25 protein-coding genes are annotated in these 21,276 nt (G+C 73.1%); 14 read left to right on the top strand and 11 right to left on the bottom strand.

Annotation, left to right across the window (positions count from 1 at the left end; all coding sequences use genetic code 11):
- Positions 1 to 7: 7 nt before the first annotated feature.
- Positions 8 to 946 (bottom strand): cyclase family protein, encoded by a 939-nt coding sequence (locus tag WIS52_RS21920; protein WP_349300200.1) that lies wholly within the window; start codon positions 944 to 946, stop codon positions 8 to 10.
- A 160-nt stretch (positions 947 to 1,106) separates the two neighbouring features.
- Between WIS52_RS21920 and WIS52_RS21925 the strand changes: the two genes are divergently transcribed.
- From WIS52_RS21925 to WIS52_RS21940, 4 genes are all read left to right on the top strand, one after another.
- Positions 1,107 to 1,766 carry a SanA/YdcF family protein gene (locus WIS52_RS21925; protein ID WP_349300201.1) on the top strand — a complete coding sequence of 220 codons (660 nt, stop codon included), beginning with the start codon at positions 1,107 to 1,109 and terminating at the stop codon, positions 1,764 to 1,766.
- 184 nt (positions 1,767 to 1,950) lie between these two features.
- Positions 1,951 to 2,616, top strand: a complete 666-nt coding sequence (locus tag WIS52_RS21930; RefSeq protein ID WP_349300202.1) for a SanA/YdcF family protein — start codon at positions 1,951 to 1,953, stop codon at positions 2,614 to 2,616.
- Between the two features lie 46 nt (positions 2,617 to 2,662).
- Positions 2,663 to 3,355 carry a class I SAM-dependent methyltransferase gene (locus WIS52_RS21935; RefSeq protein ID WP_349300203.1) on the top strand — a complete coding sequence of 231 codons (693 nt, stop codon included), beginning with the start codon at positions 2,663 to 2,665 and terminating at the stop codon, positions 3,353 to 3,355.
- A 65-nt stretch (positions 3,356 to 3,420) separates the two neighbouring features.
- Complete coding sequence (locus WIS52_RS21940) at positions 3,421 to 3,693, top strand: hypothetical protein (RefSeq protein WP_349300204.1); 273 nt, start codon at positions 3,421 to 3,423, stop codon at positions 3,691 to 3,693.
- A gap of 11 nt (positions 3,694 to 3,704) precedes the next feature.
- On the opposite strand, the gene WIS52_RS21945 is transcribed toward WIS52_RS21940, so the two are convergent.
- Positions 3,705 to 3,974, bottom strand: coding sequence for a helix-turn-helix domain-containing protein (locus WIS52_RS21945; RefSeq protein ID WP_349300205.1), 270 nt, complete (start codon positions 3,972 to 3,974; stop codon positions 3,705 to 3,707).
- Positions 3,975 to 4,064: 90 nt separating this feature from the next.
- Between WIS52_RS21945 and map the strand changes: the two genes are divergently transcribed.
- Complete coding sequence (gene map / locus WIS52_RS21950; protein WP_349300206.1) at positions 4,065 to 4,835, top strand: type I methionyl aminopeptidase; 771 nt, start codon at positions 4,065 to 4,067, stop codon at positions 4,833 to 4,835.
- Positions 4,836 to 4,851: 16 nt separating this feature from the next.
- A complete protein-coding gene (locus WIS52_RS21955; RefSeq protein ID WP_349300207.1) occupies positions 4,852 to 5,736 on the top strand; it encodes an aminoglycoside phosphotransferase family protein in 885 nt (294 codons plus the stop codon).
- A gap of 203 nt (positions 5,737 to 5,939) precedes the next feature.
- Here the strand turns inward: WIS52_RS21955 and WIS52_RS21960 are convergent, their stop codons facing one another.
- The 6 genes from WIS52_RS21960 to WIS52_RS21985 form a co-directional block, all read right to left on the bottom strand.
- Positions 5,940 to 6,296 carry a hypothetical protein gene (locus WIS52_RS21960; RefSeq protein ID WP_349300208.1) on the bottom strand — a complete coding sequence of 119 codons (357 nt, stop codon included), beginning with the start codon at positions 6,294 to 6,296 and terminating at the stop codon, positions 5,940 to 5,942.
- Positions 6,297 to 6,367: 71 nt separating this feature from the next.
- Positions 6,368 to 7,204, bottom strand: coding sequence for an SMP-30/gluconolactonase/LRE family protein (locus WIS52_RS21965; protein WP_349300209.1), 837 nt, complete (start codon positions 7,202 to 7,204; stop codon positions 6,368 to 6,370).
- A 61-nt stretch (positions 7,205 to 7,265) separates the two neighbouring features.
- Positions 7,266 to 7,508: a hypothetical protein gene (locus WIS52_RS21970; protein ID WP_349300210.1), complete on the bottom strand. Its 243-nt coding sequence runs from the start codon at positions 7,506 to 7,508 to the stop codon at positions 7,266 to 7,268.
- Positions 7,509 to 7,540: 32 nt separating this feature from the next.
- Positions 7,541 to 7,957 (bottom strand): hypothetical protein, encoded by a 417-nt coding sequence (locus WIS52_RS21975; protein WP_349300211.1) that lies wholly within the window; start codon positions 7,955 to 7,957, stop codon positions 7,541 to 7,543.
- 19 nt (positions 7,958 to 7,976) lie between these two features.
- Positions 7,977 to 9,275, bottom strand: a complete 1,299-nt coding sequence (locus WIS52_RS21980; protein ID WP_349300212.1) for an ABC transporter permease — start codon at positions 9,273 to 9,275, stop codon at positions 7,977 to 7,979.
- Entirely contained in the window at positions 9,272 to 9,961 is a 690-nt protein-coding gene (locus WIS52_RS21985) for an ABC transporter ATP-binding protein (protein WP_349300213.1), read from the bottom strand. Before WIS52_RS21985 ends, WIS52_RS21980 begins: the two co-directional genes overlap by 4 nt.
- Before the next feature lie 177 nt (positions 9,962 to 10,138).
- Here WIS52_RS21985 and WIS52_RS21990 point away from each other — a divergent pair, with 177 nt between their 5' ends.
- Positions 10,139 to 11,293 carry a sensor histidine kinase gene (locus tag WIS52_RS21990; RefSeq protein ID WP_349300214.1) on the top strand — a complete coding sequence of 385 codons (1,155 nt, stop codon included), beginning with the start codon at positions 10,139 to 10,141 and terminating at the stop codon, positions 11,291 to 11,293.
- Positions 11,290 to 11,958 carry a response regulator transcription factor gene (locus WIS52_RS21995; RefSeq protein ID WP_349300215.1) on the top strand — a complete coding sequence of 223 codons (669 nt, stop codon included), beginning with the start codon at positions 11,290 to 11,292 and terminating at the stop codon, positions 11,956 to 11,958. Before WIS52_RS21990 ends, WIS52_RS21995 begins: the two co-directional genes overlap by 4 nt.
- Positions 11,959 to 12,033: 75 nt before the next feature.
- Here the strand turns inward: WIS52_RS21995 and WIS52_RS22000 are convergent, their stop codons facing one another.
- Positions 12,034 to 12,726, bottom strand: a complete 693-nt coding sequence (locus WIS52_RS22000; RefSeq protein ID WP_349300216.1) for a hypothetical protein — start codon at positions 12,724 to 12,726, stop codon at positions 12,034 to 12,036.
- Between the two features lie 129 nt (positions 12,727 to 12,855).
- Here WIS52_RS22000 and WIS52_RS22005 point away from each other — a divergent pair, with 129 nt between their 5' ends.
- Positions 12,856 to 13,260, top strand: a complete 405-nt coding sequence (locus WIS52_RS22005) for a hypothetical protein (RefSeq protein ID WP_349300217.1) — start codon at positions 12,856 to 12,858, stop codon at positions 13,258 to 13,260.
- On the opposite strand, the gene WIS52_RS22010 is transcribed toward WIS52_RS22005, so the two are convergent.
- Positions 13,196 to 14,173 carry a GlxA family transcriptional regulator gene (locus WIS52_RS22010; RefSeq protein ID WP_349300218.1) on the bottom strand — a complete coding sequence of 326 codons (978 nt, stop codon included), beginning with the start codon at positions 14,171 to 14,173 and terminating at the stop codon, positions 13,196 to 13,198. The genes WIS52_RS22005 and WIS52_RS22010 overlap by 65 nt on opposite strands.
- A gap of 207 nt (positions 14,174 to 14,380) precedes the next feature.
- Here WIS52_RS22010 and WIS52_RS22015 point away from each other — a divergent pair, with 207 nt between their 5' ends.
- The 5 genes from WIS52_RS22015 (at position 14,381) to WIS52_RS22035 (ending at position 19,878) form a co-directional block, all read left to right on the top strand.
- Positions 14,381 to 14,818 carry a hypothetical protein gene (locus WIS52_RS22015; RefSeq protein ID WP_349300219.1) on the top strand — a complete coding sequence of 146 codons (438 nt, stop codon included), beginning with the start codon at positions 14,381 to 14,383 and terminating at the stop codon, positions 14,816 to 14,818.
- 153 nt (positions 14,819 to 14,971) lie between these two features.
- Complete coding sequence (locus WIS52_RS22020; RefSeq protein WP_349300220.1) at positions 14,972 to 16,039, top strand: alpha/beta fold hydrolase; 1,068 nt, start codon at positions 14,972 to 14,974, stop codon at positions 16,037 to 16,039.
- A 150-nt stretch (positions 16,040 to 16,189) separates the two neighbouring features.
- On the top strand, positions 16,190 to 16,966 hold the full coding sequence (locus WIS52_RS22025; protein ID WP_349300221.1) for an SDR family oxidoreductase: 777 nt from the start codon (positions 16,190 to 16,192) through the stop codon (positions 16,964 to 16,966).
- A 15-nt stretch (positions 16,967 to 16,981) separates the two neighbouring features.
- On the top strand, positions 16,982 to 18,454 hold the full coding sequence (locus WIS52_RS22030) for an FAD-binding oxidoreductase (protein ID WP_349300222.1): 1,473 nt from the start codon (positions 16,982 to 16,984) through the stop codon (positions 18,452 to 18,454).
- Positions 18,451 to 19,878 (top strand): FGGY-family carbohydrate kinase, encoded by a 1,428-nt coding sequence (locus WIS52_RS22035; RefSeq protein ID WP_349300223.1) that lies wholly within the window; start codon positions 18,451 to 18,453, stop codon positions 19,876 to 19,878. Before WIS52_RS22030 ends, WIS52_RS22035 begins: the two co-directional genes overlap by 4 nt.
- Before the next feature lie 4 nt (positions 19,879 to 19,882).
- Here WIS52_RS22035 and WIS52_RS22040 read toward each other — a convergent pair whose 3' ends face one another.
- Positions 19,883 to 21,262, bottom strand: a complete 1,380-nt coding sequence (locus WIS52_RS22040; RefSeq protein WP_349300224.1) for an alpha/beta hydrolase family protein — start codon at positions 21,260 to 21,262, stop codon at positions 19,883 to 19,885.
- Positions 21,263 to 21,276 lie beyond the last annotated feature (14 nt).

A 21,276-nucleotide genomic window follows, 5' to 3' on the forward strand; every position in this document is an offset into this window, starting at 1 on the left:
ACCACCCTCAGAACGTCGCGATCGGATTGACCGGACTCCCTGACGTCCCCGCGAGCCGCAGGGGCGCGACCGACAGCTGAAAATCCCACTGCCCGAGCTCACCCGCCGTCTTCGCACATGCCTCCAGATCGCAGTTGTCGAGCAACCACAACCCCATAGCCACGAGCCCCACGGCATGCACCGGCATCAGGACGTCGTCGTACCCCGACGGCTGCACGTCCTGCGGGGTGTCGGCACCGATCATCGCGACCTCGCGCTCCTGCAACCACGGCAGGCACGACGCGTGCCAGCCGGCCTGCGTGAACCCGCCGCTCGGACCGGTCTCGTGCCGGGCCCGCCCGTAGCCGGTCCGCAGGAGCACCGCATCGCCGGAGCGCACCCGCACCCCCTGACTACGCTCGGCCTCCTCGAGGTCGGCGGGGAACACGCCCTGCCCCGGTTCCAGCCACGGCACGTCGCGGACGCGGGCGATGTCCAGCAGGACACCGCGCGTCGAGATCCCGTCCGCCGCCGCCGTGACGGCCGCCCACGACGATCCGGACTCCGGGTCGACCCGCGAGTGCGGCCGTCCGTTGTACATCGTGCCGTCCCAGAAGATGTGGCACGGCGAGTCGAGGTGGGTGAGCGTGTTGCCGTGGAAGCTTAGGCCGAGCCGCTCGGAGGAGAAGCCCCAGCGCCGGTCGTTGCGGAATCCGGGCAGGGGCATGTCGTCGGCGCCGGGCATGTCCGCGGCGCACGGGCAGGTCGTGGTCGAGCGCTCCATGTCGTCGGGCGCGGTGACCTCCCACGCGCACGACACGCTGCGGCCATGTCGCACGGTCCGGGCCGCCGCCAGCCGGACGTCGTCGGTGATGTGGTTCAGGGTGCCGCGCTCGTCGTCGTCGCCCCAGCGTCCCCAGTTCGACAGCGTGCTGAAGTACCCGAGCACGTCGTCCTGTGTGGGCATCGGTCGTCCGGCCGTCATCCGACATCGACTCCTCCGGCCGCGCGGTCGTCGGCACCGCGGGCAGCGTAGGGCGCCGTCGTCGGTCGCGGCACGGCGTCGGCGCCGGTGGCTACGATCGAGGAGTGACCGGGCGCCCGACCGTGCTTCCACCGATCCCGCGGTGAGGCCGTTCTCCGAACTGCCGGTGTTCCGGATGCTGGGCGTCGTCGTGCTGCTCGGGGGGCTCGTCGGCGCGGCGGCCAACCTGGTCGTCGTCCAGCGGACGGCGGAGAGCGTCACCGGCGACGTGTCTCGGTTGCGCCCGGCCCAGGTGGCGATCGTGCCGGGCTCCCTGGTCCGGTCCGACGGCAGCCTCGGCGAGATCGTGCGCGCGCGGGTCGAGGCGGGCGTGGCGCTCTACCACCGCGGGACTGTCGACGCGCTGCTCATGTCCGGGGACAACAGCACGGCCTCCTACGACGAGCCCGGCGCGATGCGCGACGCCGCCCTCGCCGCCGGCGTGGCGCCCGAGGATGTCTTCACCGACTACGCCGGCTTCAGCACCTGGCACACCATGCGCCGGGCGAACGAGATCTTCCAGGTCACCTCGGCGGTCGTCGTGACGCAGGACCTGTACGCCGCGCGGTCGGTCGACCTCGCGCACGCGGCGGGGCTCGACGCGCAGGGACTCCTGATCGGCGACGGCGGCCGGGCGGGTCGGGAATGGCTCGCCCGCGTTCGTGGGCTGGCTGAGGCCACCATCCGGCCGAAGGTGACAGCCGGACCCGCGATCCCGATCGACGGCGACGGCCGCCGCTCCTGGGCGGAGCCTCTCTCATGACAGGCGCACTGCAGCGGCGGCTCTGATCCGCGCATCGGACCTCCTGCGCCTCCGGGGGGTCCGACGGCCCGTCGACGGCGCTCTCGACCCGTTCGCGCCGGGTCCGATGTCGATGTGCTGAGGGGTGCCGTGGCTAAGCTCGAGGTGTGCCTCGACCTCTGGCCGTGTACCACCTCGACCTGACGTGACGTCCCCCGCCGCGGTGCCGGCGTCCCGGGTCCTCGGGGTCGTCGTCGGGGTGCTCGCCCTGCTCGGCGGGCTCGTCGTCGCGGTGGCCAACGTGATCGTCGTCCAGCGGGCCGCGGAGGATCTGACCACCCAGGTGTCCCTGGTGCGACCGGCCCACGTGGCGATCGTCCCCGGCTCGCACGTCCATCCCGACGGGAGCCTGGGAGCGGTCGTGGCCGAGCGCGTCGATGCGGCCGTGGACCTCTACCACCGCGGCACGGTGGACGTGATCCTCATGTCCGGCGCCGCCCGTGCCGGGTACGACGAGCCCGGACCGATGCGCGATGCGGCCCTGGCAGCCGGCGTCGCCCCCGAGGACGTCTTCACCGACTACGCCGGGTTCGACACCTGGCACACCATGCGCCGGGCGAACGACGTCTTCGGCGTGACCACGGCGGTGGTCGTGACGCAGGACCTCTATGCGGCCCGGGCGGCACTGCTCGCGGACGCCGCGGGGCTCGAGGTGCAGGTGCTCACGACCGGCGGCGGCGATCTGTTCGTACGGGAGTGGCTGGCCCGGGTCCGTGGATTGTGGAGCGCGACCGTCCGCCCGGACGTGGCGACCGGACCTCCGATCCCGATCGACGGCGACGGTCGTGACTCGTGGGTGTCGCAGCGGTAGAACGCTCGACGCTTCGATGTCGGACCCACTCCCTAGTCTCCGCGGTATGCGCGAGCACGAGGCCGTGGAACGGACGCGTCGGGACTACGACGACGTCGCCGAGCTGTACGACGACCTGGTGCGGCGAGGGCGTGACGACGTCATCGACGCCCTCTCCGCCGCGATGATCAACGCCTTCGCCCGTCTCGTCCGCGCCGGTGGATCGGACAGTGCGGTGCTCGACGCGGGGTGCGGTTCCGGACAGTGGACCGATCACCTGGATCGGGACGGCACCCGGGCGTACGGGATCGACCTGTCACCGGCCATGGTCACGATCGCCCGCCGGTATCGCCCCGACCTGCGCTTCGAGGTCGGTTCCCTGCTCCAGCTCGACGCACCGGACCGGTCGGTGGCCGGCGTATTCGCCCACTTCTCGCTGATCCACACTCCGCCGGATCTCCTTCCGGATGTCCTGGGCGAGTTCGCCCGGGTGATCGAACCGGGCGGGCCGCTGCTGATCGGTGTGCAGATCACTGACAGTGCGGGTGACGACGGCTGGATCCCGTACGACCACAAGGCGTCGCCGGCGTTCCTGTGGAGCCTGGACGCGCTCGCCGGACGGCTGCGGGCACACGACTTTGCCGAGCTCGGGCGCATGCGCATCGCCGCCCCGTCCCCGGGAAAGCCACCCGGCGGCTACCTCCTGCTGCGCCACGTGGACGGTGCCGACCCGGCGCGAAGCGCCCGGATCGAGCCTTGACCTCGACCCGGGTCGAGTTTCTACCGTCCTGATCGGAAGGTCGAAGCAGGGAGAGGGAGTGCGTGATGATCGTGACCGTTGCCAGGGTCTCCGACCTCGATCGCTTCATGGAGGTCTTCGAGGGCATCGGCGCGGAGAAGCGCCGGGAGCACCGTTGCCGGAGTGCCCGCGTCTATCTCGATCCCGACGACGAGCACCGGGTGTGGTCCGTGTTCGACTGGGATCCGGCGGACTACGAGGGCTTCCTCGCGGACCCCGGGATTCCGGAGATCGCACGCGCCCTCGGGCTCGAGGGGGCGCCGGTGCACGTCGACGCCGCGACCGAGCTCGACGCCTGACCAGGCGGGGTCTATCCGGCCGCCTCCAGCGGCAGGTCGGCGCCCCGCCACGTCGCCGCCAATTCCTGTACCGGCACGTCGAGCGCCTCGCTGAGACAGATGATCGTCCCGAACCCCGGCGACGGCAGCCGGCCGGTCTCGATCTTGCGCAGCGTCTCCGGCGAGATCCCGGCCGCCTGTGCGACGTCGGTAAGGTCGCGCCCGGCCCGCGCGTGCCGGATCAGGGCGCCGAGACGCCGGCCGGCGTCGATCTGCTCGGGCGTGAGCGGCTGACGGACCATGCCACGAGGGTAGGGGTGGTATTACTATCCCGGCAAGCGTTAGAGTCGAGCGGTATAACAATACCGACATCCTGTGACGCGAGGTACGTAGTGATCGAGCTGAAGACGCCCGCGGAGATCGACCGCATGCACGTGACCGGGCGTTTCGTGGCCGAGGTGCTGACCGAGGTCGGCCGGCTCGCCGACGTCGGCGTGAACCTCATGGACCTGGAGCACCACGTCCGCGACATGATCAAGCAGCGCGGCGCCGAGTCCTGCTACTGGGACTACGCGCCGTCGTTCGGGCGTGGCCCGTTCCACAACGTCATCTGCCTGTCGGTCAACGACGCCGTCCTGCACGGCCTGCCGCACGACTACACGCTGCGTGACGGCGACGTGCTCTGTGCGGACATCGCCGTCAGCATCGACGGCTGGGTCGCCGACTCGGCCCGCACCGTCATCGTGGGCACCCCCGCCGAGGAGGACCTGCGGATCATCCGCGCCACCGAGGAGGCCCTCGAAGCCGCGATCGCGGCCGCCCGCCCGGGCAACCGCCTCGGCGACATCTCGGCGGCGATCGGAGCGGTGGCGAAGTCCTACGGCTACCCGGTCAACACCGAGTTCGGCGGTCACGACATCGGCCGCACCATGCACGGCGGGCTGCACATCCCCAATAAGGGCAAGGCCGGCCGCGGGCTGCGGTTGCAGCCGGGGTTGACCCTCGCCCTCGAACCGTGGCTCGCGCGCACGACCGACCGGGTCGTCTACGACCCCGACGGCTGGACCATCCGGTCGGCCGACGGTTCCCGCACGGCACACTCCGAGCACACGGTCGCGATCACCGAGGGCGCAGCGAAGGTGCTCACCCGGCGCGAACCGTAGGCGCGGAGAACTGCCGATGACGGAGTTCAGGTTCGAGCAGGACCTCGTGCGCGCGCTGCTGCGGGAGCAGCATCCGGATCTCGCGGACCTCGAACTTCGGGACGTTGACGGAGGCTGGGACAACCAGCAGTGGCGACTCGGCGACGAGCTCGCCGTCCGCATGCCGCGCACCGAGCGCGCACCCGTGCTGCTGGTCATCGAGCAGACCTGGCTGCCGGTGCTGGCCGGCCGCCTCCCGCTCCCGACGCCGACCCCTGTGCGGATCGGCGCGCCGTCGTCGCTGTTCGAGCACACCTGGACGATCGCGCGCTGGGTCGAGGGGGAGCCGGCCGACCGGACGCCGATCACCGGTGCCGACTCCGCCGAGATCCTCGCGGAGTTCCTCCGCGCCCTGCACTCGCCGGCGCCCGCCGACGCACCGGTCAGCCCCACTCGCGGCGTCCCGCTGGCCGGGCAGGAGAACCGGGAGGGCGGCTTCCGCATGATCGCCGACCACCCCGGCGTAGCACGTGCGCGGGAGATCTGGGAGAACGCGGTGGCGGCGCCGGCCTGGCACGGAGCGCCGGTGTGGCTGCACGGCGACCTGCATCCGGCGAACGTCGTCGTCCGGGACGGGACGCTCACCGGCGTCATCGACTTCGGCGACATGTGCGCCGGCGATCCTGCGACCGACCTGTCCGCCGCCTGGATCCTGTTACCCGCCGGCGCGGCCGGCCGGTTCTTCGAGGCCTACGGACGCGCCGACGACGCGACGATCACCCGGGCCCGCGGCTGGGCGATGCTCCGGGCGTTGGGCCTGATCCACGTCGGGCGGAACGGGCGGCTCGGTCTGCCGGGAGGCAAGCCGACCTGGGAGCCGGCGGGATACGCGACGCTGGACCGGGTGCTGTCGACGAGCTGATCGGCCTGCGCACGCTCGGCGGTGTTCTCAGTGCCGGAGCAGTGCTGTGCGCGAATCGCAGCGGTACGGGCACCACGACCGGGTTCCCACCGGCTCGCCGCCGACGATCACGGCTCGCCGTGCGATCCGGGTCCCGCAGACCCGGCACCACACCGTCATCCGCATCGCCCCGCGCAGCTCGTCTCGCCACGCCGGGCCGGGGGTCACAGGCACGGTGGCGGGGCCGGGCCCGGCCGGAACCGGACGGGCCCGGCCAGGTTCGGCGCGGTGAAGATCAGCGAGTCCGGCCCGGTGCGGGTCACGACACCGGTCGTGTATCCGTCGACGGTCACGGTGCCGCCGGCGGGATCGGGCAGCGGTGCCGGTTCGGGCTGCGGGTTCTCCGCGGTCCACGACCGCCCCTGCCACTGCATCCACCGCACACCACAGTGCGACAGCACCCGCACCGGCTCCCGCACCTCGGATTCCGCGACCGGCACCGGTGCGGGCCCGCGCTCGCCCGCCGAGCAGCCCGCGACGGCGAGCAGCACGCCGAGAACTGCGGCTGACCGTGAGCCCATCGCCGCAGCATCGCAAGCAACACTTCGGTCTCGCGGTCGTCGCCATCCGCTGGACGTACTGCCCGGAGAGATCATCGCCCGGAGATATCGGAGAGGTCGACGACCTCGACCCGGGCGGACTTCCGGGCCAGCATCGCCTCCACCCGGTCGACCCCCTCGAACTCGTTGCACAGCAGGAACAGCGTGCGCCCGCCCGGACCGCCGACAGCACATGAGAAGCAGGACAACTGGGTCTCGACGCGGTGGGTGATCTCCCCGCCGTCCCGCACCCGCAGGCAGACCCCGCCACCCGGCTCGAAGGGCATCTGCGCCCACACCCCGAGACCCGCGTCGAGGCAGATCCCGTCCGGGCCGAGGCCGTCCGCCCACACCCGCCGTCCGCCGAGCGACCCGTCCGCGCCGACGTCGAACGCGGTGAGCCGCCGGGCCATCGACTCCGCGACGACGAGCGTCGAGCCGTCGGGGGTCAGCACCATGCCGTTCGGGAAGTGGATGTCGTCGGCGACCCCGGTCACCGTGCCGTCCGGATCGATGCGCCGGATCCAGCCGGGCTCGGGCACTCCGCCGCCGAGGAAGTCGAAGTCGAACCCGTTGACGTAGACCTGCCCGTCCGGATGGACGACGACCTCGTTCCCGCCCTGCGTGCTCCAGGTCGAGCGGGTCCCGTCCCCGTGGTGGACGGTCGTCTCCGGGCCGGTGGTGATCAGCCGGCCGTCCGGGAGCCAGTCGATCGACCAGCCCAGTCCGTCCGGCCCCGGCGCGACCACCTCGGCGTTGCCGTCGAGGTCCACGGCGACGACCTCGCCGGCGCCCCAGTGGGCGAACCAGAGCCGGCCGTCGTGCCAGCGGGCGGACTCGACCATCGTCAGGCCGTCGAGCAGGGTGCGCGGGGCGGGCAGCAACTCCATGTTCGTCCGACCGGCCCGGGCCGCCGAACTCATCGACGGCGGTCGGCGAGGAGGCCGGACATCAGCCCTGCCGCATCCGGTCGACCGCCTGCTTGGCCTCCACCAGACCGGCGCCCGTCGCCTCCCGGTAGGCCTTGACCGCCTCGACGACCTTGTCGGCCGCCGCCAGCTCCTCGACGCGGCGCAGCTCGGCGGCATCCGGCTCGCGACGGGCGACCACCTCGGAACGGTTCCGGCTGTTGATCCAGGCCGCGCCCAGGAGGAGGGCCAAGCCGAGTATCAGGACGATGAACACGTACTCCACGCTGCGCACCCTAGAGCGGACCGGCGCGGCGATCAGCGCGGCGGCATCAGCCGGGCCAGCACCGGCACCAGCGCGCCGACGAGCGTCACGTGCATGAGCAGCAGCGCGAACCCCTCGGCCGGGCCGCCGTGCGCCAGCGGCAGGGTGCCCGTCATCACCAGCACGTCCGGGATCGCGGTCAGCACGAACAGGACCGGGACGAGCACGGTGAGGGCCTGCCTCGACCGTCGCACGAACCGCACGACGAGCGTCCACCCCAGCACCGACGCCGCCGCCCCGACGAGCGTCAGCGTGACGATGCCGCCGGGGGCGAAGGCCTCGAACCGTGGGTCGGCGCCGAGCGCCGGAGCGACCAGCGCGATCAGCAGGTTGAGCGCCAGGGTCAGCGCGGTGGCCCCGGCGACGAGGGCGACGCCGGTGAGAGGGCGGGTGCGGGCAACGACAGTCATGATCATCTCCAGTGGACGGTTACTCGTGACGGAGTGCGTCGATGGGGTCCTTGCGTGCAGCACGGGTGGCGGGCAGGGCACCGGCGACGAACGCGATGCCGACGACGAGCAGGGTCGCCGCGGCGAGCGCGACCGGGTCGAAGGCGATCACCGTGAGCCCGGTGAGGTCGGCGAGCGGTCCGCGGGCCAGCACGTCGCTCAGCACCGTCCCGGCCAGCACACCGAGCCCGGTCCCGATCGCGCTGCCCATCAGGCCGATCACCACGGCCTCGGTGCTGAACAGCGCGAACACCCGCCCGCTGCCCAGCCCCATCGCCTTCATCAGCCCGATCTCGCGGGTCCGTTCCTGCACCGACATGAGCAGCGTGTTGACGATCCCGAACCCGGCGGCGAGCAGCGCGATCACCGCGAAGCCGTTGAGCACGAGCACCAGGCCGTCGATGACGGTGGTGAAGGTCCCGAGCAGATCCTCCACAGTGGTCGCCGTCCAGCCGGCGTCGGCGAGCCGCTCGGTCAGCGCCGATAGATCCTGTTCGGACATCGAAGGGTCGAACCAGACGGTGGCCTGGGCGTAGCGCGGTTCCTCGCCCGCCGGCAGGCCGGTGCGGGCCAGACCGTCGAGCTCGGTGGTGAGCGCCTCGTTCGCCGACGCCGAGGTGTTCGGCCCGAGACCGGTCCCCGAGATCCCGGTGACGACGGCGCCCGTCTCGTGCCGGGTCCCGGCGGCGTCGGTGACGGCGAGGGTCACCGGGGCACCGACCGCGTCCTCGGCGCCGGCGAAGCCCAGCGGCTCCAGGTACTCGGCCGGCAGGACCATCTGGGGGGCGACGACGGCGTCGTCGGGCTGGGAGCCCGCCTCCAGCTGCAGCCGCGCACCCGGCACCGCGCTGCCGAACGACAGCTCGTAGGCGGTGCCCTCGCCGCGTCGCACGTAGTCGACCGGCAGGTCCACGACGGGCGCGACCCGGGTGACGCCCTCGACCTCTGCCAGCGTCGTGAGGTCGTCGTCGGTGATCGGCTCGACCTCGCTCATCCCGCCGCCGGGGCCGAACCCGGGCCCGGCCTCGAGCCGCTCGGGGTCCCATGCGGTCGGGCCGTCGGCCGGGGCGTCGTCGACGGCCCGGGTCACGGTCGCCACGCCGGACGCGCCGAGCGAGTCGACCGTGTCGGAGATGTAGCGGTTGATCCCGGTGCCGAGCCCGTTGGTGATCGTGAGCGTGAAGGCGCCGACGACGATCGCGATCACGGTGAGCGCGGTCCGCGCGCGGGCGCGGACCGCCCCGACCGTCGCGCGGCGCAGCAGGTCGAGCGGGCTCACACGGCCACCGCCTCGGCCACCAGGCCGTCGCGCAGCAGCACCTGGCGGTCGCAGCGGGCGGCGAGCTCGGCGTCGTGGGTGACGACGAGCAGCGTGATGCCGCGCTCGCGGTTCAGCCCGAACAGCAGGTCCTCGACGACCGCACCGGTCGTGCTGTCGAGGTTGCCGGTCGGCTCGTCGGCGACGATCACCCGCGGCGATCCGACCAGCGCGCGGGCGATCGCGACGCGCTGCTTCTGCCCTCCGGACAGGTCGGTGGCCCGGTTGCGGGCCTTGTCGGTGAGCTCGAGCCGCTCCAGGGCCTCCATGCCGCGACGCCGGCGGTCCCGGGCGCCGAGTCCGGCGATCTCCAGCGGCAGCACGACGTTCTCCAGCACGGTCGCGCCGGGGGAGAGGAAGAACTGCTGGAACACGAACCCGAAGGTGCGGTTGCGGACGCGGTCGAGCGCGCCGCCGCGCAGCGCGCCGGTGTCGTGGCCGTCGAGGTCGATCCGGCCGGCGGTGGGGCGGTCGAGCAGCGCCAGCAGGTGCATGAGCGTCGACTTGCCGCTGCCGCTGCGGCCCACGATCGCCAGCGCCTCGCCGTCGTCGACGTCGAGATCCACGCCGCGCAGCGCGTCGAACCGGCTCGCGCCGCGTCCGTACGTCCTGCGCAGCGCGCGGGCGGTGATGATCGGCCGTGCCATGCGTCCTCCGTGGTCTCGCCTGGGGGGTGTCCCCAGCCAAGCCGGATCCGTCCGGAGAGGAATCAACCCGGCGCCGTCTCACCGGGTACTGCGGGTGCAGTACGCCCGGCTACCGCGGTGGGTGGCCGCGCGCCGGGGCGCGGGTACGCGATGCTGTGCGACGAGAAGGAGGTGCGCGTGCGCGAGCCCGACGCCGGAACGGTGCGCCGCCCGCTGCTGTCGTGCTGGCTGCAGGACGTACTCGTCACCCTCGTCGTGCTCGCCGCGACCCTGGCGTCGCTGCGGCGCTTCGGCGACGGGTTCACGACGGTGCCGGTGCTGCTCGCGCTGGCTGCGGTGGCGGTGCTGCCGCTGCGCCGCCGCTACCCCGTGGCGGTGCTCGGCGTGACCGGGGTGCTGTTCGGCGTGGGCGCGGTCCTCGGGTCCACGACGCCCGGTGCGACCCTGCCGCTGATGGTCGCCGGCTACGGCCTCGCCTCCCGCCGTCCGCGGCGCCTGGCGTTCTGCGCGGGCACCGGGGTGGTCACCGGCATCGTGCTGGTGAGCCTGCTCGTCCCGCCGAGCACGTACTTCGCCGCGCCGGCGGTGCCGCACGTGCTGTCGGTGGCCCTGGCCGTCGTCGCCGGGGACGCCACCCGCTCCCGCCGGGAGGTGCTCGACGCGCTGGCCGAGCGGGCCCGGCGGGCCGAGGAGGGCCGGGAGGCCGAGGCGCGACGGCGGGTGGCCGAGGAGCGGGTGCGGATCGCGCGCGACCTGCACGACACCGTCGCGCACCGGATCGCGGCGGTGAACCTGCACGCCGGCGTCGCGGCGTCCGCGCTGCCGGACCGGCCGGAGGTGGCGCAGGAGTCGCTGCGCACGATCCGCGGGTCGGCCCGCACCGTGCTCTCCGAGATCGGGGCGCTGCTGTCGGTGCTGCGGTCCGACGAGCCGGGCGAACAACCGTTGGGCGGGCTGGCGAACCTCGACGCGCTGCTCGACGGCGTCGAGGGGTCCGGGCTGGCGCTCACCCGCCGGGTCGGGCCGGTGCCGCCGGACCTCGGCGAGCCGGTGGACCGGGTCGCCTACCTCGCGGTGCGCGAGGCGCTGACCAACGCGCAGAAGCACGGCACCGGCCGCGCGCACCTGCTGCTGGAGCGCGACGGCGACGAGCTCGCCGTCGTCGTGCTGAACCCGCTGCCTCCCGAGCCGTCGTCGCCGGGCGGGTCCGGGTTCGGGTTGCTCGGCCTGCGCGAGCGGGTCGAGTCGGTCCGCGGCACCGTGTCGGCCGGACCGGACGGCGAGGACTGGCGGCTCGAGGTCCGGCTGCCGCTGCGGGGAGGAACCCTGTGACCGGTCCTGTCCGGGTGCTGCTCGTCGACGACCAGGCCCTGATCCGGTCCGCGGTGCGCGCGCTCGTCGCGCAGCACCCCGGGATGGAGGTGGCCGGCGAGGCGGCCGACGGCGCGCAGGGCGTCGCGCTGGCCCGGGAGACCCGCCCGGACGTCGTGCTGATGGACGTCCGCATGCCGGTCCTGGACGGCATCGCCGCCACCCGCGCGATCTGCGCCGAGCTACCGGGTACCCGGGTGCTGGTGCTGACGACGTTCGAGGAGGACGAGTACGTGGTGCGCGCGCTGCGGGCCGGGGCGAGCGGGTTCGTCGGGAAGGGCGCCGAGCCGGACGAGATCCTGCGGGCCGTGCTCGCCGTGCACGCGGGGGAGTCGCTGCTCTCCCCGGCCGCGACGCGCGGGCTGATCGACCGGTTCGTGCTGCCGGTACCCGAGGACGCGCCCCCGCCGGTCGGGCTCGACCAGCTCACCGACCGGGAGCGTGAGGTGCTGCTGCTGGTGGCGCGCGGGCGCAGCAACGCCGAGATCGCCGGGGCACTGGTGATCTCGCCGCTGACGGTGAAGACGCACCTCAACCGCACGATGGCCAAGCTGCACGCGCACGACCGCGCACAGCTGGTGATCGTCGCCTACGAGTCGGGACTGCTGCGACCGGGCGGGGGCTGAGCCGGACGGGCACAGCCGACCGCCCCGCCCGCAGGGTCGCGGACGGGGCGGTCGGTCGTCGTCAGGAGAGGGGTGTCAGCCCATTCCCGGCATCCCGGGCATCGCCGGCAGCGCGGGCGGCGCGGCGAACAGGTCGAGGTACATCCCGCCGGACACCAGGAGCCCGAGCACGCCGAGCACCAGGCCGCCGGTGGCGAGCGCACGACCCCACACCGGGGCGCCCGGCTTGCGGGCCGGACCGAACACCAGGATCGCGCCGATGATCGCGGCGACGAACCCGAACCCGCCGTTCACCAGCGCCGCGGTGTGCCAGGGATCGGTGTAGAGGGCGTCGATCTGGTTGCCGCTCCCGCCCGTCACGGCCGCGATCTGCCCGAGCAGCTCCGTGCGGGCCCGCATCATGTCGCCGAGCCCGCTGCCGCCCAGCGCGACCAGTCCCAGACCGGCGCTGACCAGGCCGCCGGCGCCCAGCAGCATCCCGCTGCCGGAGTCCTCGCGGTCCCATGCCGGGCCGGTCCCGATCGCCCCGTAGCCGCCCGCGGTCGCCGCCGCGGCGGCCGGCTCCGCGCCGGTGCCGGAGACGGCGGAACCGGACGCCGACGTCTCGGCAGGAGCCGCCGCGGCGTCGGTGGACGCGGGCGTCTCCGCCGGCGTGTTCTCCGCCGTGTCCGCCACCACGGTCTCCGGGGTGTTCTCCGGAGCGTTCCCGGTAGCCCCCGTGTCGTCGGCGTCGTCCGTCTTTCCCTTGGCCGTTGTCTCGGAAGCCATGCCCCGCACCGTACGGGAGAACCGTTGCGTCCCGCCGGGGACGGGGCGCGGCGTCACCTGGCCGGATCCTTGCGACGCCCGTCCGGACGACGGTCGTACGGCGCGTGTCGCGCGCGCACGCTCGGAGTCATGACCGAGTTCCGTGTACCCGCCATCGCCGTACCGGCCGTCGTCCTCGTGCTCGGCGGTCTCGCACTCCTCCTGACCCTGCCGCCGGCCGCGTCGCTGGTCACCGGGGTCGTCGTCGCCGGGGCCGCCGTCGCGGGCGCCTGGTCGGCCCGGTGGCTCGGGCTGGGCCCGGACGGGACGACCGCGGCCGTGCGGGCCGCCGCCGTCGCACTGGTGGTGGTCGGCGGTCCGATCCTCGCGGCGGTGCAGCTCGGGGCGCGCTCGGTGCCGCTGCTGATGGCGGCGGGCGCGGTCGCCGTGCTCGCCGCGCCGCTGCTGCCCGGTCTCCTGGGCGCGGACGTCACCGACCGTCGTCGGCCGGACCCCGGAACGTCGCCCGGTAACTGCGGGGCGACATCCCGATGACGGCGGTGAAGTGCCGGCGCATCCCGGCCGCCGTCCCGAACCCGCTGCGCGCCGCGATCTGCTCGACCGGCAGGTCCGTCAGCTCCAGCAGTTCGCGGGCGTGACCCACCCGCTGCCGGACCAGCCAGTCCAGCGGGCTCTGCCCCACATCGGCCCGGAACCGGCGGGTCAGCGTGCGCGGGCTCACGTGCATCCGCGCGGCCAGGTCCTCGACGGTGACCTGCCGGGTCAGGTCCTCCAGCATCCACTCCTGCAGCGTCCTGGTGCTGCTGTCCACCCCGTCCGCCACGGCTCCGGGCCGCGGGATGTAGGGCGCCTGCCCGCCCTCGCGGAACGGCGGCAGGACGGTGCGGCGGGCGACGTCGTTGGCCACCGCCCGCCCGCAGTCCCGGCGGATCAGGTGCAGGCACAGGTCGACGCCGGCGGCTTCACCGGCCGAGGTGAGGATCTCGCCGTTGTCGACGAACAGCACGTCCGGATCGAGCAGCACCTGCGGGAAACGCCTGCGGAAGTGCGCCGCGGACTGCCAGTGGGTCGTCGCGCGACGGCCGTCGAGCAGGTCGGCCGCGGCGAGCGCGAACGCCGCGGTGCAGATCGAGGCGATCCGGGTCCCCGGCGCGAGGCCGCCCAGTGCGTCGCCGAGGCCGTCGTCGAGCACCCCGGGCTCCTCGTCGGTCCGGTGGGTCGCCGGCAGGATCACCGTGCCGGCCTCGCGCAGGATCTCCGGCCCGTGGTCGACGACGACGGTGAAGTCGGCGTCGGTCTCGAGCCGTCCGGGTCGCAGCGCGCACGACCGGACCCGGTAGTACGGCTCCCCGGCCACCGAGCGGGCGCGGGTGAAGAGCAGGTTCGCCAGGCTGAGCTCCACCGGGATGACGCCGGGCCGCGCGAGGACCACCACGTCGTGCGTCATGACTCGATCCTTCCAGCGATCGAGGCCGGGGCCCACTGCGCTGTCCGGGGGGTGTGGGTCACGCAAAGTGGCCGTCCGTGTGGCCGTAGTGGCGTCCGGCTGGTCCAGCGGGGTCACGATCGACACGAGCCGCGACAAGGATCTTTCACCGCGACACGTGGGGCTGGACCGGTGTCTCCTGCGTTTCGATCGCGCGTTGGACCGGTCATGAACGTGAACACCGACGACCTGACCGTCCCGATCATCGACAGCGAGCAGACCACCGTCCTGCGCCGCCGGGGGGCCCACCGCGCACCGGATCCGGAAGAGATCCTGAGCGAGCCGATGGACCGGTTCCCGGACGTGCCGAGGCGGGTCCGGGTGGAGTGGCCGCCACGCCCGGCCGATCGCCGTGAGGCACCCGCGGACCCGCAGCCGGCGCCGCCGGACCCGCAACCGGAGTCGAGGACCGACGCCGAGTCCGCCCCCGAGACCGACGCTGCCGCCGAGGCCGACGCCGAGGTCTCGCCGGAGCCGGTCGCGGTGCTCGAGCCGGACGCCACCCGCCGGATGGTCGAGGCCGCGCCCACCTTCTGGATCGGCCTGCTCGTCGCGGGCAACCTCCTCGTGCTGGTGATGCTGACGCTCGTCCTCGTCTGGCGCTGAGGAGCTCCGGCCACCGGCCGGGGTTTCGCGCGGACCCCGGCCCGCCGGGCCGGCCGGCCGCTCTGTCGATCGTGTTCTTGTGCGTCCGGTCACAACGGGGGAGAGTCGCAGCGAGGCCACATCGTCTGCGGCAGCCGAGGAGTCCGAGGATCAATGGCGATCGACAACCCCTACTACACGTCCGAGTTCCACGGTGAGTACGACCTGATCAGCATCGGTCCGTTCGACCTCGAGGAGGGCGGGTCGATCCCGGACCTGCACCTCGCCGTCACGACCTTCGGAACCCTGAACGAGGCCCGCGACAACGCGATCCTGGTGACCACCTGGTACTCGGGCAGCCACCAGATCTTCCGCGACGTCTACATCGGACCCGGGCACGCGCTGGACCCGGACCGGTGGTTCATCGTGGTGGTCAACCAGATCGGCAACGGCCTGTCGACGAGCCCGCACAACGCCTCCGGCGCGAACGCGGGCATCGCGATGTCCCGGTTCCCGCACGTCCGGATCGGCGACGACGTCGTCGCCCAGGAGAAGCTGCTGCGCGAGCACTTCGGGATCGAGTCGCCGGCGCTCGTCGTCGGGGGGTCGATGGGCGCCCAGCAGACCTACGAGTGGATGGTCCGCTTCCCCGGGAAGGTGCGCCGGGCCGCGCCGATCGCCGGCACCGCGCAGAACACCCCGCACGACTTCCTCTACACCCAGGCGCTGATCGAGGCGATCACCTCCGACCCGGGTTTCAAGGACGGCGAGTACTCCTCGAACGCCGACGTCGAGGCCGGGCTCAAGCGGCACGCCGGCATCTGGGCGGTGATGGGCTTCTCGACCGAGTTCTGGAAGCAGGAGCTGTGGCGCGCCCTGGACTTCGGGTCCCGGGAGGAGTTCATGGCGGGCTTCCTCGAGCCCTACTTCACCCAGATGGATCCCAACGACCTGCTGTGCATGGCCTGGAAGTGGCAGCGCGGGGACGTCGCCCGGCACACCGGCGGCGACCTCGCCGAGGCGCTGGGCCGCAACGAGGCGGTCACCCGGATCATCCCGATCAACGAGGACATGTTCTTCCCGGTCCGGGACCACGAGGCCGAGCTGGAGCTCACCCCGCACGCGACGATCCGGGTGATCGACGACCTGCTGGGCCACCTGGCGCTGTTCGGCGTTGCACCGACCTACATCGGCCAGGTCGACCAGTACCTCGCGGAGTTGCTGAGCGAAAAGCCCTTGTGAGTGGTTGTCGCGGCCCCAGCCGTGATAAGCACTCACGAGGGCGCGTCAGCGTCCTGTCACTGAACGACCTCAGAGAGCAGTGACTCCCACGCGCCGACGGGCGCGGGGGAGTTGCTGCTCTTTTTTCGTGGAGGGGGAGCGACGACCGCTGTGGACATCCGCGACTTCTCGCTGGACCTGTTCTCGCTCGCCGGCCGGCGGGCGATCGTCACCGGCGGCAACTCGGGGCTCGGGCGGGCCTTCACCGTCGCGCTCGCGAAGGCCGGCGCCGACGTGTTCGTCCCGAGCATCGCCGACGACGACGGCTGCACGGCCGAGCTGGTCGGGGCCGAGGGCCGGCGCTACGGGTTCCTCGAGATCGACCTGACCGCCCCGGGCGCGCCGCGGCGCGTCGTCGAGGAGTGCCTGGCCCGGCTCGGCGGCCTCGACGTCGTCGTCAACTCGGCCGGGATCTGCCACATCGCCGACGTCGACGAGTTCGGCCGCGGGCACTGGGACCCGATGCTCGACGTCAACCTCACCGTGCCGTTCGAGCTCGCCCGGGCCGCCGCCGGGCACCTGGTCGCCCAGGGCTCCGGGAAGATCATCAACGTCGCGTCGATGTTCTCCTTCCACGGCGGGCGCGGCTCGCCCGCCTATGCCGCGACCAAGCACGGGATCGTCGGGTTCACCAAGGCCTACTGCGACGAGCTCGCGCAGCACGGGGTGCAGGTCAACGCGATCGCCCCCGGCTACTTCGCCACCGCGATCACCGAGACCACCCGCGCCGATCCGGCGGCGAACCGGCGGGTGCTCGACCACATCCCGGCCGGCCGGTGGGGCGAGGTCGCCGACCTCATGGGCGCCACCGTCTTCCTCGCCTCCCGCGCCTCCGACTACGTCAACGGTCACGTCCTGACCGTCGACGGCGGCTACCTCGTCCGCTGAAAGGAACCCCCACCAGTGTTCGCATCGAACGCGACCCTCGACCGCGCCGACATCCCCGCCCGGCTCGCCGGCCTGCTGCGGCCCGACCAGATCGTCACCGACGAGGCGCAGCTGCGGGAGGCGAGCGTCGACCGGTTCAAGAAGTACCAGGCGGTGCACGGCGTCTGGACCGCCCCGCCGCCCGCCGCGATCGCCTACGCCGAGTCCACACAGGACGTCTCCGCGGTGCTCCGGTTCGCTGACGAGCACCGGGTCAACATCGTCCCGCGGACCGGCCGGACCGGCACCGAGGGCGGGCTGGAGACCGCCGTCGCCGACACCGTCGTCCTCGACTGCTCCCGGATGGACCAGGTGCTGTCGATCGACGAGGAGAACATGCAGGCCACCGTGCAGGCCGGGGTGCCGCTGCAGGTGCTGGAGGACCGGCTGCGCGCCCGGGGGCTCACCACCGGGCACTCGCCGCAGTCGAAGCCGCTGGCCCAGTACGGCGGGCTGGTCGCGACCCGCTCGATCGGCCAGTTCTCCACGCTCTACGGCGCGATCGAGGACATGGTCACCGGGTTGGAGGCGGTGTTCCCCGGCGGCGGGGTCCGGCGGATCAAGTCGGTGCCGCGGCGCTCGGCGGGACCGGACATCCGGCACGTCGTCATCGGGAACGAGGGCGCGCTGTGCGTGATCACCGAGGTGACGGTGACGGTGTTCCGCCACCACCCGGAGAACGACGAGTTCCACGGCGCGCTGGTCGACGACATGCGCACCGGCGTCGCGATCCTGCGCGAGGTCGTCACGAACGGCTTCCATCCGTCGGTCGCGCGGCTCTACTCCCCGGAGGACGCGAACCAGCACTTCGCGCACTTCTCGGACGGGAAGTGTGTCGTGGTGTTCGTCGCCGAGGGTCCGAAGGGGATCGTCGCCGCGACCAGCGAGGAGATCACCCGGGTGCTGGACTCGCACCCGCACGAGAAGGTCGAGCCCGCGCTGATCCAGGACTGGTTCGCGAACCTGAACTGGGGCCAGGACAAGATCGACGCCGAGAAGGCGGCGATGCTGGAGCACTCCCACCTCGGCTACACCACCGAGGTGTCGGCGGACTGGTCGGCGGTCGCCGATCTCTACGACGCGGTGATGCACCGGATCCGCACCGAGTACCCGCACGCCGGGGACCTGACGATGCTCGGCGGGCACTCCTCGCACAGCTACCGGACCGGCACCAACATGTATTTCGTCTACGACTACCGGATCGACTGCCCGCCCGAGCAGGAGATCGACAAGTACCACCTGCCGATCAACGCGATCATCGTCGAGGAGGCGCTGCGGCACGGCGGGTCGATGGTCCACCACCACGGCATCGGCAAGTACCGCACGCCGTGGACCGAGGCCGAGCACGGGTCGGCCTACCCGGTCCTGGCCGCGCTGAAGGAGGCCTTCGACCCGAACGGGATCATGAACAAGGGGACCGTCTTTCCCGTGGTCGGGGCCCCGGCATGACCCGGTACCTCGTCGGCATCGACAACGGATCACAGTCGACGAAGGTGTCGATCCTCGATGAGCGCGGCGGCGTGCACGCGCAGGGCCGGGTCCCGTTGCGCCCCGACGACACCCCGCGCCCCGGCGTCGTCGAGCACCCCGGCGACGACCTCTGGGACTCCGTCGCGGCGGCCTGCCGGGCGGCCGTGGCGGACTTCCACGGGGATCCCGCCGACATCGCCGGCGTGGGCCTGTGCACGATCCGGTTCTGCCGGGCGATGCTGCGCGCCGACGGCTCCCTGGCTCAGCCGGTGCAGTCCTGGATGGACGCCCGGGTCGGCCGGCCCTTCGCGGCGGAGACCGGCGACACCGCGTGGGTGACGACATCGTCGGGGTACCTCACGCACCGGCTCACCGGCCGGTTCGTCGACACCGCCGCGAACTACCGGGGGATGTGGCCGATCGACACCGCGACCTGGCGGTGGGCGGCCGGCGACGAGCCCTACCGGGCGACCGGGATGTCCCGCGGGCAGCTGTTCGAGCTCGTCGACCCGGGCGAGGTGCTGGGCACCGTGACGGCCGCCGCCTCCGCTGCGACCGGCCTGCCGGAAGGGCTCCCGGTCGTCGCGACGGCGAACGACAAGGCCGTCGAGGCGCTCGGCTGCGGGCTGCGCGAGCCGTCCACGCTGCTGCTGTCGCTGGGCACCTACATCGCCGGCATGACGGTCGGTGACCGGCACGTCGACGACGCGCGGGACTTCTGGACGAACTTCGGCGCCGAACCGGGCCGCCACCTCTACGAGACCGGCGGCATCCGCCGTGGCATGTGGACGGTCAGCTGGTTCCGCGACCTGCTCGGCGTCCCGGCCGCCGACGCCGCCGCGGTGGCCGGGGTGTCGGTCGAGGACGTCCTCAACGCCGAGGCCGACCGGGTCCCGGCCGGGTCGGACGGGCTGCTCACCGTGCTCGACTGGCTGGCGCCCGCCGACGCCGGGTTCCGCAAGGGCACGATGCTCGGCTTCGATGTCCGGCACGGTCGCGCGCACGTCTACCGCTCGATCCTGGAGGGGATCGCGATGACCATGCGGGACAACGCCGGCGCGATGGCGGCCGAGCTGGGGACCGGCGTCGACCGGGTCGTCGTCTCCGGGGGCGGGGCGTCCTCGGAGACGATGATGCGGATCGTCGCCGACGTGTTCGGGCTGCCCGCGGTGCGGATCGCCGGGGACAGCGCCGCCGGGCGCGGGGCCGCGATCTGCGCGGCGGTCGCGACCGGGGTGCACCCCTCGTTCGACGACGCCGTCGCGGCGATGGTGACCGAGCGGGACCGGCACGAGCCGGAGAAGGCGCACACCGACCTGTACGACGCGCTGCGGGCCGTGCACCGGGATGTGCGGTCGCACACCGACGACCTCTACCGGCGGACGCACGCGATCGTCGGGTGAGCCTTCACGGTGCCGGGACGTGCTCCCGCAGCCAGGCCGTCACGGCGTCGAGCACCTCCGGGGCGATCGTGGTCCCGATCAGCGGGTACTCGTGGACGGCGCCGGTCTCCGCGGGCTGCATCAGGTGGTTCAGCTCGGGGAAGGTCCGCACGGTCGCCGCCGGGTTCCCGGCGAGCAGCTCCCGCATCACCGGCTCGCTCTGCGCCGACGGGACCTGCAGGTCCTTGTCCCCGAAGAACGCGAACACCGGCACGTCCAGCGCCCGCAGCGACGGGCCCGGATCGTGCCGGAGGAACGACCGGAAGTACGGGGTGGGGCCGATCCCGGCCACGAGCTGCTCGACGTCGCCGCGCTGCTCCTCGGGGAGCCCGGCCTGCTGCTCGGAGACCCGTTCGCGGGCCAGCGCCCGGGCGCCGTCGACGTCGCCGGCCCGGACGAGGGCGCCGTAGCGCCGGACGAAGGCGACCTGGTCCTCGACCTGGTCGGCCGCCCCGGCGGCCTCGAGCAGCAACCGGTTCTGCAGCTCCAGCACCTCCTGGCCGCCCACCGCCGCCCCGGCCATCAGGATCGCGAAGGCGGCGCCGGCCGCGTCGGCCGCCAGCGGGGCGAGGTAGCCGCCCTCGCTGTGCCCGAGCAGCCCGATCCGGTCCCCGTCGATCTCCGGTCGTCCACGCAGGAACCGCGTGCGCGCGACGACGTCGGCGGCCAGCACCCGGTAGTCGGCGTCGGCGAGCACCCCGCCGGTGCCGCCGACGCCGCGGTCGTCGGTGCGCAGGACGGCGTAGCCGGCGCGGGTCAGGGCGTCGGCGAGCACCAGGAACATCCGGTGCCCGGCGATGGTCTGGTCGCGGTCCTGCGCGCCGCTGCCGGTGATCAGGACGACGGCCGGGAACGGACCGTCGCCCTCGGGCAGGGTGAGGGTGCCGGCGACGGTGATGCGGTCGCCGTCGAACGTGACGTCCTCGGCGCGGTAGGGGAACGGCGGCCGCGGCTCCTGCGGACGCGCCGGCCCGGCGAGCCCGCCGCGTTCCAGCACGAGCGGCAGGTCATGGCCGCCCTGGGTCCAGGTGCCCGCGATGCGCTCACCGGACCGCGTGCCCGCGAACCGCGCACCGCCCGGCAGCGCCGGGACCGCGAAGGTGAGCAGGTCGCCGTCGAGCACGATGTCCTCGACGGGGATCCCGCCCTGTCCCTGGGCCGGCACGGCGAGCGAGCCGCCGTCCGGGGTGAGGGTCAGGCCGAGATCCAGCGGCGAGCCGGGCACCTCGATCGTCCCCGACCACTCGCCGACGATCCCGTCCGGTACGGCCCCCGGAGCGGTGGGCGCGGGAGCCCCGCATCCGGCGAATCGGGGGAGGAGGATCAACGGGACGGATCGGCGCACGCTGCCGACCCTAG

The sequence above is a fragment of the Pseudonocardia nematodicida genome (assembly GCF_040105385.1).
Lineage (GTDB): Bacteria > Actinomycetota > Actinomycetes > Mycobacteriales > Pseudonocardiaceae > Pseudonocardia > Pseudonocardia nematodicida.

Coding starts and splice junctions, on each gene's coding strand:
- WIS52_RS21920 (WP_349300200.1), bottom strand. CDS start 946: ATGCCCACACAGGACGACGTGCTCGGGTACTTCAGCACGCTGTCGAAC.
- WIS52_RS21935 (WP_349300203.1), top strand. CDS start 2,663: ATGCGCGAGCACGAGGCCGTGGAACGGACGCGTCGGGACTACGACGAC.
- WIS52_RS21940 (WP_349300204.1), top strand. CDS start 3,421: ATGATCGTGACCGTTGCCAGGGTCTCCGACCTCGATCGCTTCATGGAG.
- WIS52_RS21945 (WP_349300205.1), bottom strand. CDS start 3,974: ATGGTCCGTCAGCCGCTCACGCCCGAGCAGATCGACGCCGGCCGGCGT.
- WIS52_RS21955 (WP_349300207.1), top strand. CDS start 4,852: ATGACGGAGTTCAGGTTCGAGCAGGACCTCGTGCGCGCGCTGCTGCGG.
- WIS52_RS21960 (WP_349300208.1), bottom strand. CDS start 6,296: ATGGGCTCACGGTCAGCCGCAGTTCTCGGCGTGCTGCTCGCCGTCGCG.
- WIS52_RS21965 (WP_349300209.1), bottom strand. CDS start 7,204: ATGGAGTTGCTGCCCGCCCCGCGCACCCTGCTCGACGGCCTGACGATG.
- WIS52_RS21975 (WP_349300211.1), bottom strand. CDS start 7,957: ATGACTGTCGTTGCCCGCACCCGCCCTCTCACCGGCGTCGCCCTCGTC.
- WIS52_RS21985 (WP_349300213.1), bottom strand. CDS start 9,961: ATGGCACGGCCGATCATCACCGCCCGCGCGCTGCGCAGGACGTACGGA.
- WIS52_RS22000 (WP_349300216.1), bottom strand. CDS start 12,726: ATGGCTTCCGAGACAACGGCCAAGGGAAAGACGGACGACGCCGACGAC.
- WIS52_RS22005 (WP_349300217.1), top strand. CDS start 12,856: ATGACCGAGTTCCGTGTACCCGCCATCGCCGTACCGGCCGTCGTCCTC.
- WIS52_RS22010 (WP_349300218.1), bottom strand. CDS start 14,173: ATGACGCACGACGTGGTGGTCCTCGCGCGGCCCGGCGTCATCCCGGTG.
- WIS52_RS22015 (WP_349300219.1), top strand. CDS start 14,381: ATGAACGTGAACACCGACGACCTGACCGTCCCGATCATCGACAGCGAG.
- WIS52_RS22020 (WP_349300220.1), top strand. CDS start 14,972: ATGGCGATCGACAACCCCTACTACACGTCCGAGTTCCACGGTGAGTAC.
- WIS52_RS22035 (WP_349300223.1), top strand. CDS start 18,451: ATGACCCGGTACCTCGTCGGCATCGACAACGGATCACAGTCGACGAAG.